Genomic DNA, 12,141 nt, shown 5'->3' with positions numbered 1-12,141 from the left:
CTCACCTGCTTTCTGTCTTGCGCCGCCTCCCTGAGGAATTCACAGCGCAGGATAGGATCTTTGCACACGTGTGCAAGACGATCAATACCGCCGAGTCATTACGGCTGTATGACACTTTCGAACATTTTGGGATGCCAGGCTTTTGAAGGCCAAAATCAGTGCAGAAGTCACACGAACCCGTGTTCCGGCAATCTCGCTGCCAGCACAGAAACCTGTTCAGCCGGGCCCGGAATGACCTCGGAAGGTCCACTTTACATTTCTTTACAAAAGCGACGAACGGCAGAAACCGAAGCGATCCAATTCTAGATTGCCGGGGGACGCAAAAGACAGTCCGACCGATCGCCGGAAAGCGCTGGACAGGGTCCGCCCCTGCCTTTTCCGGCGATGGTCAGAGACTTCGCTTCAAAATTTCTTCAACCCACAGGAGCCTTCCATGCTTAACAAACTTGAGAACTCCCGCCTGAGATCAAGCACGGCAAAAGCGGGGCGTGTCGTCGCGGCTTGCGTCATTTGCGCCGGCATTCTGTCGGGAACCGCATTTGCCGTGACCAGCGCTCCTCAAACAGCGGGGTTCGGCAACCTCGTCGCGCCCGGACGTGCCGAACTCCCCAACGTTCAGACCGTGGGCTGGCGCCGAGGTGGAGGTGGTCCGGGCATGCTGCACCGGATGAGCGACGACGACATCAAGGAACGACTGACACGCGTCGTCCGCCACGTCGCCATCGAGATTGACGCCACGCCGGAGCAGCAGACAGAGATCGTCAGCATCGTGACGCCGGTCGCGCTCGGGATGAAGGAAAACCACCGGGAATTCGCGAGCGTTTCTGAAGACCTGCGCGCACTGTTATTGGCACAGGAAATCGATCGCGTTGCAATCGAGGCGCTGCGCGCTGAAAAACTGGCCGTGGCGGATGAGATCAGCAAGACGTTGACCGCGATGATCGTTGATGTTGCGGCGGTGCTCACACCTGAGCAGAGAGCACAACTCGACGAGCGTATCGAGGAATTCCGTGCTATGGGTCGACGTTTCCGCCATCGCTGAACCTATCTGAGCCTTGCCAAGAATGCCCCAGCAGATTCTCCTGATTGAGGATGACAACCGACTTGCCGAGATGGTCCGGGACTATCTCGGCGCCTCGGGGTTCAAGGTCACGATTGCCGCTGACGGCCAGAAAGGTCTGGACCAGCAAAGACGACAGCAATTCGATGCCATCCTGCTGGACATCATGCTGCCCGACATCGATGGTCTGGAAGTCTGCCGCAAGCTGCGGGCGAACGACCGAACCCCGATCCTGATGCTCACGGCGAAAGGTGAGCCGATGGACCGGATAATCGGACTGGAACTCGGCGCGGACGATTACCTGCCAAAGCCGTTCGAACCACGAGAACTGCTTGCCCGCCTGAAAGCGGTGTTGCGCCGCGGCCGCAGTGAAACGGACACCAGAATATTGCGCTTCGGCAGGCTAGAAATTGACTCTTTTGCGATGGAAGCAAGGGTCGACGGCCACGTCTGCAACCTGACTGCACACCAGTTCCAGCTTTTGGAAGTTCTTGCCAGTCGTGCCGGCCGTGTGCTTTCCCGAGACACAATCATGAATGCACTCAAGGGCGAGAACCTTGCAGCCTTCGACCGCTCGATCGACGTGCATGTTTCACGCATTCGCGCGGAAATCGAGGACGACCCCAACAAACCCCGCCGGCTTATCACCGTACGAGGGGCCGGGTATGTCTTCGCCCGGTCGCAGGAATAGGAGCGCGACATGCGTCGCCTTTTCACATCGATCCTGATGCGCCGGCTCTACCTCCAGATCTATGCGACCATCGTTGCAAGTCTTGTGCTGGTGGTGATCCTGTCAGGCATATTGTGGGAGGTTGTGGGCCGGGACCGTCATAACCGGAACATCCTGGACACGGTCAGTCGATTCGTTGCACTGACACTGCCAGCAGCCAACGCAAGTATCGCCGACCAGCGACGCACTATCGAAGGACTTGGCGAGGAACTCGACATCGCCTTGTCGCTGTTCGACAAAAACGGCCAGCTGATCGCTGCATTCGGTGAAGCCGACCTGCCCCCGGAACGACATGCTGGCAAGACCGGCTGGTTCCGGACACGCGGCGGACCTGTTCTTTCGCTGATGCTCCCGGACGGACGCCAGCTGATTGCCGATGCACATGACGGAGCCCCGCTCGGTACACTCTTGAACCTGTTGCTTACGCTGGTTCTTGTCGCCGTCAGCGTGGGGATCGGCGTTTACCCGATTTCCCGCCGTCTGGCGAAACGTCTTGAAACCCTGAGCCAGGGCGTTGAGCGCATCGGCTCCGGAGATCTCCATGCGCGTGTTGACGTGCAGGGTCAGGACGAAGTCGCTCAGCTTGCCCTTAAATTCAACGCGGCCGCTGACAAGATTGAAAAGCTGGTTACAGCGCACCGGCTTCTGCTTGCCAACGCATCGCATGAATTGAGAACGCCGCTCGCGCGCATCAAACTCGGTCTTGAAATGGAGCAGACAGACCAGTCGGCGAAACGGCGCAGCGCACTCCAGCGGGACATTGCCGAACTTGACGCCCTGATCGACGAGATCCTTGTCATGAGCCGTCTCGACGGAGACACCTCAATGGGCCAGAGCGAACCGGTTGACCTTCTCGCACTGATTGCCGAGGAATGCTCACGTTTCGATAATTGTTCGTATTCCGGACGTGCGCCCGAAATCGTCGGCAACCCGCGGCTTTTGCATCGCATGCTCGGAAACCTACTCGAAAACGGGTTCAAACACGGCGAACCGCCGGTGACGATCAGCCTCTCCGTAGCCGGCAATACCGTCAAGATCGACGTGATCGACTGCGGCAACGGCATCGCGGAACAAGACAGGGAAAATGTCTTCCAGCCTTTTTTTCGCGCTTCCGACAAGCAGAATGTAGACGGCTACGGTCTTGGTCTGCCCCTTGTGCGCAAGATCGCCGAAGCTCATGGTGGCACAGCCTTCGTTGTCACCGGTCAGGAGGGAGCTTCCATGCTCCGCGTCAGCCTGCCGCTGGTGTCCGGTGCAAATTGACGACCGTCATTGCGCATTCGCCTGTGCTTCACATGATCGTTGAGCAGCCCTTGTGAAGCTATCCGCTCTTACAATTGTTGAAGTTCCGTTCTCATCCATCAAGAAAGCTGATTAGGTATGGCCAGGGCCTGAAAATCCAATACCATCCAGGCGGAACAGAACAAAAGGCGATTGCCGATGACCACCGACGACCCGGCGTTTAACAGCGCGGACCCGCTTTGTCAGATGAGTGCTCGCGAGCTTGCCGAGGCCTATCGCCGACAATCCGTTTCTCCCGTCGAGGTCGTCAGGGCATGTCTGGCGAGAGCCGAGGAAATCGATCCCGTCTTCAATGCCTTTTCGTTCATCGATCACGCCAGAGCGCTGGATGCGGCGAAAGCCTCGGAAAACCGCTGGGCAAATGGGGCACCGCTTTCAGAGGTCGACGGCATCCCCGCAACGATCAAGGACATTGTCTGGGTCAAGGATTGGCAGGTGCGGTACGGTAGCTCGGTTACAAGTGACGCTCCTGCGACCGCGGATGCGCCGAGCGTTCAGCTGATGCGAAATGCGGGTGTCATTTTCCTCGCGCAGACAACGACACCGGAATTCGGCTGGAAAGCGGTCACCGACAGCAAGGCGTTCGGGATCACCCGAAACCCCCGTAACAAGGATAAGACCGCAGGTGGATCATCCGGAGGCGCGGCCGTCGCGGCGGCACTTGGCGCCGGTGTCTTTCACCTGGGTACCGATGGTGGCGGATCAATCAGAATTCCATCGGCCTTTTGCGGCCTCACAGGGCTGAAACCGACATTCACACGGGTTCCTGCCTATCCGGCCAGTGCTTTCGGGACCGTAGCCCATATAGGACCGATGTGCCGCGACGCGGCAGACGCCTTTGCCATGCTCAAGTCGATGTCGGGCCGGGATCGGCGAGACTGGTACCAGGGAGAAGCGGTACTCGCACCACTGAAACTGGCGCCGGTGTCGCTCAAGGGACTGCGCATCGGCTACTGGTCGACACCACCGGCAGGCACTCTGGATCCGGAAATCGCGGCGATTGTCGACCGGCAACTGAAATCACTGGAGGCGGAAGGGGCAATCGTCGAGCCTTTCGAATTGCCTGGCAGGAACCTTCTTGACATGTTCCACGTGCACTGGTTTTCCGGTGCTGCCGCGCGTCTTTCCCCTTTTGGTGCCGCGGACCGCGCGAGGATCGATCCGGGTCTGGTGGAGATAGCAGACACCGGTGCCGCGTTCGACGCCCGGCGTCTTGTTGGTGCCCAGGTCGAAAGAGCCGACTTCGGTGCAAGAATGGATCAGGCGCTTGCCGACCATGATTTCATCCTGTCGCCGGCAGTCACAATTCCGGCGTTCGAAGCCGGGCTGGAAGTCCCGTCAGGTTCAGGCCTTGAACGCTGGACGGAATGGGCCAGCTTCAGTTTCCCGATCAATCTGACGCAACAACCCGCGGGCGTTCTTCCATGCGGCAAGACACATGCAGGGTTGCCCGTAGCGCTTCAGGTCATCGGCGCACGCGGGGCGGACGCGCATGTTCTGTCGTTCATCGCAAAACTAGAAGAGACCCTGGATATGTGATCTGCGACAAAACGCCGGACGAGAAAACCAGATTTGCATTTTCTGGACTCAATGACAGTTACTTTGACTGTCCTTGCCTGGACTGAAAGAACCTGCCGCCGGTCGCGTCGCACCGAAAACCGCGAGCAAGGCACCAGCCATGTAGATACTCACCCCCACAAGTGTCGCTCCCGAATAGTCGACCCGTCTTTCCATCAATTGCATCAAAAACACCATTACCGGGCCCAGGGCAGTCATGGCAGCTATCACCGACGCATGCAGGAGCGGGATTGCCCGTTGGACAAGATAGAGGGGGAAGGCAATGACGGCCAATCCGATCAGGACAACCAGGGCTAAATCCGCGGCTACGGTGTGATCTCCCTTATCGTCCAAACCTGCCGCGAACGCGATCAGGGCAAGACACGTATACAGCAAGAAACGAAATCCGAATTGTGCCAACGGGCCCACGCCATGACCGTTCAGGCGTACGGAAAAAAGAATGACAAAGGCCGTGCAGGTGCCCGAAAGCGCAGACAAGACAACACCAGCTACAGCCATGAGCCAGCCTCCACGCACAAATCCGGAGAAGCCCAAAACCGTTATTGCAGCGAGAAACAAGATCGCCAGGAAAATCAGGATGTTGCCCAGATCAACCGACTTCCGCCTGAAGGACGAGGCCTCCGGCAAACCAATCAGTTTCGCCAGAACCGTACCCATCGGGACCATGCCCGAAAAAATCGTGAATACAATCGCCGGTTCGATAAGCTGAACTGCCAGGAAATAGGTGCACCACGTCACCGCTGCGAACAGATTGAGTGCGAGTACAATTCTCCACGCCCTCAATGACACTGCAAGCTCGTCAGGCCGGAAAATGGCAGTCATCACAGTGCAGCCGACGACAGAAACACCGAACACCCACGCCCCAACCAAAAACGAGTCGACTTTCTGGAAAACCGCCCCGAGGTAAACTGCCTGAAAAGCCTCCAGGGAAACGAAGACGAGACAATACATAAGTCCAATCCTTGCAGTGGACGACATTTGCAACTCCGGCTGTTCGATGGATCAGCTATCCAGGCACAGAATATGACCGGCTACGTGCTTCGTATTTGAAATCATGGATAGATATTGTAAAAAAGCGATATTTCCGCGTTTTTGCATGAGCCTAGGTTATGAAAAACTTGCGCCACTCGCTCCCGCCGCTTTCCCGCCTTAAACCTTTTGAAGCTGCTGTGCGGCTTGAAAGTTTTTCACGCGCTGCAGACGAACTCGGCATGACCCAAACAGCGGTCAGCAAGCAAATTGCCCAACTCGAACAAGAGCTGGGAACGACTCTTTTCGAGCGCCGGAACAGAGCGGTCTTTGTTACGAACGAAGGACGCAGGCTTGGCCAGGTCGTGAGCCGCGCTCTCACTGATATCGCCGAGGAAATGGCACTGCTAAGAGGCGGCAGGAGGTCAGAGGAGCTGATTCTGCACTGCCAGTTATGCGAGGCCTTTTACTGGCTGATGCCACGGCTTGCGCGTTTTCATGAGCGCCATCCGGGGATTGAACTGAGAGTTGTAAGCTCGCTCAATCCGATTACCGAGGCAAAGGAACATTTCGATGTGGCCGTCCAAACAACCGGTCGTCCGTCCGGCACTGCGAGACTGGCATTTACGGCATCGGACGACATATTTCCGGTGTGTGCACCCAAGCTCTTGAAGACGCAGAAACGGATATTGAAACCCCGGGAACTCGCTGCCTATCCGCTGCTGTCACATCGGGTCATTCCCCAGGACTGGATGGACTGGTCAGGCTGGTTCGAAGCCGTTGAAGCGAAGGAGCCCAAACGCTCGCGTCATGTTCAGTTCGACAGCTATCCGGTTGCCCTTCAGGCAGCCGTTGCGGGCCAGGGTGTCGCGCTCGGCTGGCACCGAACGACGCAGACGATGATTGAAGAAAACAAACTCATCAGACCCTGCAAGGAATTTGTGACCCGGCCCGCTGAAATCTCGGTTTATCGCGGACCAACCCGTGCATCCCATTCCGACACCGGCAAGCTGCTTTCATGGCTTTCGGACGAACTATCATAAGTGAACATCCGGTGCGCCAAACCGGTGCGCCGAGGCCGGGGACACGCGATGGAACCGGCATCACGCATAGGAGCAGGACTTTGACGTCGACAGATTTGCCTTCACGAGTGCCTCTGCGAACGTGACCGCGCAGGCGACACCGTCAACTACCGGAACACCGAATTCCCGAGACAGTTGCGTCATCAGATCGCTCATGCCGGCGCACCCCAGGACAATGGCTTCCGCCCGGTCCTGCTCGATGGCACATTTGACTTCCGCCCGGATCTTGTCGAGCGTGCCGGGGTCCATTTCCTCAAGCTTCAGGACCGGAACGTCGGTGGCTCGCACCCTGACGCACCTCCGGTCCAACCCGTACCGCATCAGGTTGGCTTCCAGGCCCGGCAAAGACCTGGACATGGTGGTGATGACGCTGAACTTCGGACTGATCATGGCCGCCGCGTGATAAGCCGCCTCGCCGACGCCGATCACCGGCGCGGTGGTGAGACAGCGGACCGCGTCCACGCCGGTGTCGTCGAAGCAGGCAACGACAATCGCGTCGACATCCGGGTGCCGAGCGACCTCGGCCAACAGACCGGGCACACAGGTGGACACATCCAGAAAACCCTGAATGCTCGGAGGCCCATCTTTCGAACTGGTTGCAATGATCTCTGTTTCGGGATGAACGGCAGCGCGCGCCACCGCTTCAATCTTTCGGGTCATCGATTGTGTCGTGTTTGGATTGACCACAAGAATTTTCATGGCAGCATCACACTTCCCCGCCGAGATAGGCGGCCTTGATCCGAGGATCAGTTAACAGCTCTTTGGAGTTTCCGGAGATAACGACGTTACCCGTCGTGAGCGCATATGCCCTGTTCGAGATCGACAATGCCATGCGAGAATTCTGTTCAACAAGCAGAACCGAAACGCCTTCGTCACGATTGATTGCGACGATGGAACGGGCGATATCCTGAACGAGTTTCGGTGCGATACCCAAGGATGGTTCATCGAGGAGCAAGAGACGCGGTTTTGCCATCAGCGCCCGTCCGATCACCATCATCTGCTGTTCGCCGCCGGAAAGTGTTCCGGCGCTTTGCGCATATCGCTCCTTTAGCCGAGGGAAACGTTCAAGCACCGAATCGAGCGTATCCCGGATACCGGACCTGTCGGTGCGCGTGAAGGCGCCCATCATCAGGTTGTCCTTGACCGACATGAGGGGAAACACACGCCGGCCTTCGGGTACCATGGCGATCCCCCTGGCAACGATATCGGCGGCGTTGGTTCCGTCGATCTGTTCCCCTTCGAAGGAAATCGATCCGGACCTGATCCTAGACAACCCGGTGATCGCACGCAGGATTGAGCTTTTTCCGGCGCCGTTGGAACCGATCAACGCGACGGTCTCGCCCTGTTCCAGGTCGATCGATACGCCCTTGAGCGCATAAACGTGATCGTAGTAAAGCTCGACATTTGCGAAATCCAACATCTTGGCCATGGCTCAGATTCCGATCTCGTCATCGGCGCTGCCCAGATAGGCTTCGATGACCTTTTGATTGTTCTGGATTTCCGTTGGAGTCCCTTCGGCGATCATTTCGCCGAAATTCAGCACTATGATCCGATCGGAAATGCTCATCACGGCAGGCATGTCATGTTCGACAAGTAAAACCGTCACACCACGGTCATCGCGCACCTTGCGCACCAGTTGAACCATTCGCATGGTTTCGTCGTGGTTCATCCCGGCGAAAGGCTCATCCAGCAGCAACACCTTGGGGTCAGTCGCAAGACCGATCGCAAGACCAAGCGCGCGCAGGTTGCCTTGCGGAAGGTTGGACGCCAGTTCGTTGCGGATCGCGGAGATGCCGAGAAAGTCGATCAGGTCGTCCGCGTAACGGCCAAAACTCTCCACGTCCTCGCGAGCGGACTTCGTGCCCCAGAAGTATCCGGCAAGAGAGGCCTTCGCGCGCAGGTGCTGTGCGACCACAATGCTCTCGCGCACCGTCATCGACTTGAAAATGGTTGTTTCCTGGAACGTGCGCACGACGCCCATCCTGGCGACGGTATGAGGCTTCAGGTTGGAGATGCGCTCGCCCCTGTACAGGACCTCGCCGGACGATGTGGGAAGGAATGACGAGATCATCTTGAACAAGGTGCTCTTGCCCGCCCCGTTCGGGCCAATGACGGACAGGATCTCGTTTTCTTTGACACTGAAAGATATATTGTTGTTGGCCGTCAGGCCGCCGAACTTCCTGGTCACGTGGCGAACTTCGAGAAGATTGCTCATCTGCCTGCAACTCCCTTGCCGCGTATCCTGAGGCTCAGCAGACCATTAGGCAGGAAGAGCATCAGGATGATCAGCAATCCGGAATAGACAAGCAGCTGATACCGCCCGAGCTCGAAAAGAAGATCCCAGCCGAAATAAAGAACAAGCGTTCCCAGCATCGGGCCGAACACATAGCCCAGGCCGCCCAGGAAACAGTTCAGCATGAAATTCACGCTGTCGGTGACCTGAAAACTGGAGGGATAGACCGATTGTGCGATCGATCCGAACATTGCCCCACCGATGCCGCCAAGGAAGGAGGAAATCGCAAACACAATGACGCGAATATAGGCGATGTTGACGCCGATCGAGCTGGCCAGTTCCTCGTTTTGCTGCATCGAGCGGCACAGATGGCCGAGCCGTGAATTCACCAACCGGTACATTGCGGCAAAGGTCAGCACCATCAGTGCGCAGGATGTGTAGTAGAAAGCGAGGCGCGGATTTTCCAGACCCGCAAAATCCGGAATAACCGTCAGTCCAAATACCGAGATCTCCCCCGGCAAGGGAATGGACGTGATCCCTTTTGCGCCATTGGTGACCGGCAGTGCGAGGGCCGTGAGTGTAACGACCTGGGTCAGGACAAGCGTGATCATCGCGAAATAGACACCGCGCAGCCTTAGGATCGGCACTCCGATCAAAACCGATACTAAGGCGGCAAACAACCCTGCCAGAGGCAATGACAGCCAGAATGAAATGCCGGCCTTCGTGACCAGAATTGCAGACACGTAAGCCCCGATCAGAGCGAACGCACCCTGACCGATATTGATGCGGCCGATGTAGAAAGTCAGCCAGACACCGGCACTCGCAATCGACAGCAAGGCAACCGATGTCAGGGTGTAGTAAAAGTCGGTTCTTCCCGAAGCCGCGATATAGGCCGGGACAAGAACAAAGACGGCGAGCAGAAACACCAAAAGGCCCGTCCACTGGATCATTGACAGTCTTGGCATCGGCTTACCCCCAGGGCTTGCCCATCAGTCCCTGCGGACGGATGGCCAGAAAGATCATCAAGGACACGAAGATAAGCAGATAGGTGATATCGCCGTATTGCGAGAGTACCGCCAGGCCTATCGCCTCCATGAAACCCAGGATGATTCCGCCGGCGATCGCGCCGGAAATCACACCTGCGCCGCCGATCATCACCATCATGAAAGCCTTGATCGACGTCGGTCCGCCCATGCCGAGATTGACACCAGTGATTGTCACCAGCAGACCGCCGACCAGGCCGGCCAGCATTGCTCCGATGGCAAATCCGATCATGGAATAACGTTCGACGTTCACTCCCATGAGCTGAGCTGCGGTCCTGTCTTGCGCAAGTGCTCGCAGCGCCCGCCCGGTCTTGGAATACTGCATGAAGACGATGAACCCGACGATCGACAATATCGCCAGAAAACAGATCAGTATCCGGTCATAGGGCATGATGATCCGGAAATCCCAGTTCAGGACGCCATTCACGATCTTGGGAACGCCGCGTTGCTTTTCGCCAAAGACCAGCAGGATGATAGCGTCGAAAAAGAACGCCAGCCCTGCCGCCAACAACATCGTGCTTTCTTCGCGTGAAGAACGTCTTATGACAGGTGCAAACAGAAATTTTTCGATCAGCGCCCCCAGCACGGCCAGCGTAACGCAAGATGCCAGCAGTGCGACCACGAATGGCCAGCCGAGCTGCCCATAGAATGTATAGGTGACGAAGCCGCCGAGAACATACATCTGCCCGTGAGCAAAATTCAGCACGTTCATCAAGGCGAAAATCAACGTCAGGCCAAGGGCGATCATCGCGTATTGCGCACCCAGGTATATGCCATTTGCTAGAATCTGTTCCATGAGAGTCCCGTGAATGGTTCCGGTGTCCCGGGCCGCAGGATCGGCCCGGGAAAAACGCTGGTCCAGCTCAAAGCCCGAGCAGAAAGACCGGCTTAGTCGACTTCAGCGACAAAGAGCGTTTTGAACTCACCATCCTGGTAGACATTCACCACAAGGGGAACAGCAACCTGGCGCTTCTGACCGAACGAAGATGATCCGACATAGCGCAGCTTCGCATCGCCCTTCATGTAGGGGTTAGGCGCCTCGAACGTGTCCATGGTGGACTGGAATTCCTTGACATTGTCGATTGCCGACGGATTCGCCTTGAGCGTTTCCAGAATGTATTCCAGAGCATAGACCTTGGTATTCGACTCATCGTTGTATTCGCCGAACATCTTCGTATAGCGTTCGACAAATTCCTTCATCGCATCCGATGCGATTTCCGGTGTGGATGCACCACCGACGGAAATAAAGCCGTTGGCCAGTTCCCCGGCACCTTCCCGTAGAACAGTCGCGTCCTGAGCGGTTTCGGTCGAGATCAGTCCCTGGAAGCCGAGCTCGCGCGCTGAACGGATCAGCTGCGGGGCGTTGGCAGGTGACACACCGGACAGAACCAGTAGATCGGGCTGCGTACGGATGACGGGGGTCAGAACCGGCGTGAAGTCGGTCGTGTCGACCTGGTAGGTGACATTGTCGGAAACGACTTCCAGACCAAGGGCTTCAGCTGCGGCCACACCTCCGTCACGCTGACTGAGCGGGTCGGATTCGTTCGCCGCAATGAATGCGACGGTGTTCACACCTTCCTTTTCCTTGAGGTGTTTGTAAATTGCTGGTCCCGACTGATAGTTTGCGACCATCCCCAGAACCGCGTTGGACGCCGGTGCGGTGTAGAGTTCTTTTGGAAAGGCGTAAGGGAAATACATGATCCCCTTGGCCTCCGCGACCGGACGGACCGCCGCAGCGCCATCATCCACGTTTGGTCCCACGACATAGTGGATGCCTTCCTGCGCCATTTTTTCCATGCCGGCGATTGCACGCTTGGGATCCTTCTGATCATCAAAGGAAACGATCTCGATGTCGTAAGTGGTGTCACCGATCGTGTAGCCACCCGTTTCGTTGATCCACTCAGCGCGGGTTTCCATCGAACGCTGATTTGAAATTCCCCAAGCGGCCGCCGGACCGCTGGTCACTCCCACGAAACCGATTTTCAGGACCGGATTTTCCGCGAGCGCAATCGATGTTGTCGTCGCAAGGACGGCGGTCAAAAGCGATGCGCCTAAAAAGTGTCTTCTCTTCATTTGTTCCTCCCAACAAAAAAACCAGATGCTCGACTCCTCCTGCCGAACTTTGCCGAAATTGAGTGCTTCTC

At 57.1% G+C, this 12,141-nt stretch carries 12 protein-coding genes; 5 read left to right on the top strand and 7 right to left on the bottom strand.

Annotation, left to right across the window (positions count from 1 at the left end; all coding sequences use genetic code 11):
- Nucleotides 1–433 precede the first annotated feature (433 nt).
- The 4 genes from ACO6TI_RS09010 (at nucleotide 434) to ACO6TI_RS08995 (ending at nucleotide 4,631) form a co-directional block, all read left to right on the top strand.
- On the top strand, nucleotides 434–1,042 hold the full coding sequence (locus tag ACO6TI_RS09010) for a Spy/CpxP family protein refolding chaperone (RefSeq protein WP_422384784.1): 609 nt from the start codon (nucleotides 434–436) through the stop codon (nucleotides 1,040–1,042).
- 22 nt (nucleotides 1,043–1,064) lie between these two features.
- Nucleotides 1,065–1,751: a response regulator gene (locus tag ACO6TI_RS09005; RefSeq protein WP_108873326.1), complete on the top strand. Its 687-nt coding sequence runs from the start codon at nucleotides 1,065–1,067 to the stop codon at nucleotides 1,749–1,751.
- A 9-nt stretch (nucleotides 1,752–1,760) separates the two neighbouring features.
- On the top strand, nucleotides 1,761–3,053 hold the full coding sequence (locus ACO6TI_RS09000) for an ATP-binding protein (protein WP_196891788.1): 1,293 nt from the start codon (nucleotides 1,761–1,763) through the stop codon (nucleotides 3,051–3,053).
- A 177-nt stretch (nucleotides 3,054–3,230) separates the two neighbouring features.
- Complete coding sequence (locus ACO6TI_RS08995) at nucleotides 3,231–4,631, top strand: amidase (RefSeq protein WP_422384783.1); 1,401 nt, start codon at nucleotides 3,231–3,233, stop codon at nucleotides 4,629–4,631.
- A 48-nt stretch (nucleotides 4,632–4,679) separates the two neighbouring features.
- Here ACO6TI_RS08995 and ACO6TI_RS08990 read toward each other — a convergent pair whose 3' ends face one another.
- Nucleotides 4,680–5,648 (bottom strand): hypothetical protein, encoded by a 969-nt coding sequence (locus tag ACO6TI_RS08990; protein WP_422384782.1) that lies wholly within the window; start codon nucleotides 5,646–5,648, stop codon nucleotides 4,680–4,682.
- 131 nt (nucleotides 5,649–5,779) lie between these two features.
- Between ACO6TI_RS08990 and ACO6TI_RS08985 the strand changes: the two genes are divergently transcribed.
- Entirely contained in the window at nucleotides 5,780–6,682 is a 903-nt protein-coding gene (locus tag ACO6TI_RS08985; protein ID WP_422384781.1) for a LysR substrate-binding domain-containing protein, read from the top strand.
- Nucleotides 6,683–6,742: 60 nt separating this feature from the next.
- On the opposite strand, the gene ACO6TI_RS08980 is transcribed toward ACO6TI_RS08985, so the two are convergent.
- From ACO6TI_RS08980 to ACO6TI_RS08955, 6 genes are all read right to left on the bottom strand, one after another.
- Nucleotides 6,743–7,420 (bottom strand): aspartate/glutamate racemase family protein, encoded by a 678-nt coding sequence (locus ACO6TI_RS08980; protein WP_055119381.1) that lies wholly within the window; start codon nucleotides 7,418–7,420, stop codon nucleotides 6,743–6,745.
- A gap of 7 nt (nucleotides 7,421–7,427) precedes the next feature.
- The gene (locus ACO6TI_RS08975; protein ID WP_345741787.1) at nucleotides 7,428–8,141 is read right to left on the bottom strand and encodes an ABC transporter ATP-binding protein; all 714 of its coding nucleotides are present in this window, start codon (nucleotides 8,139–8,141) and stop codon (nucleotides 7,428–7,430) included.
- 12 nt (nucleotides 8,142–8,153) lie between these two features.
- Nucleotides 8,154–8,936: an ABC transporter ATP-binding protein gene (locus ACO6TI_RS08970; RefSeq protein ID WP_422384780.1), complete on the bottom strand. Its 783-nt coding sequence runs from the start codon at nucleotides 8,934–8,936 to the stop codon at nucleotides 8,154–8,156.
- Nucleotides 8,933–9,919 (bottom strand): branched-chain amino acid ABC transporter permease, encoded by a 987-nt coding sequence (locus ACO6TI_RS08965; RefSeq protein WP_196915868.1) that lies wholly within the window; start codon nucleotides 9,917–9,919, stop codon nucleotides 8,933–8,935. The genes ACO6TI_RS08970 and ACO6TI_RS08965 overlap by 4 nt, the downstream gene beginning before the upstream one ends.
- Nucleotides 9,920–9,923: 4 nt before the next feature.
- Nucleotides 9,924–10,793 carry a branched-chain amino acid ABC transporter permease gene (locus ACO6TI_RS08960; RefSeq protein WP_055119377.1) on the bottom strand — a complete coding sequence of 290 codons (870 nt, stop codon included), beginning with the start codon at nucleotides 10,791–10,793 and terminating at the stop codon, nucleotides 9,924–9,926.
- A 92-nt stretch (nucleotides 10,794–10,885) separates the two neighbouring features.
- Nucleotides 10,886–12,070 carry an ABC transporter substrate-binding protein gene (locus tag ACO6TI_RS08955; protein ID WP_196915867.1) on the bottom strand — a complete coding sequence of 395 codons (1,185 nt, stop codon included), beginning with the start codon at nucleotides 12,068–12,070 and terminating at the stop codon, nucleotides 10,886–10,888.
- Nucleotides 12,071–12,141 lie beyond the last annotated feature (71 nt).

This window comes from Roseibium album (genome assembly GCF_965233825.1).
Taxonomy (GTDB): Bacteria; Pseudomonadota; Alphaproteobacteria; order Rhizobiales; family Stappiaceae; genus Roseibium; species Roseibium album.
This window is presented reverse-complemented; position numbering and strand designations above follow the sequence as displayed.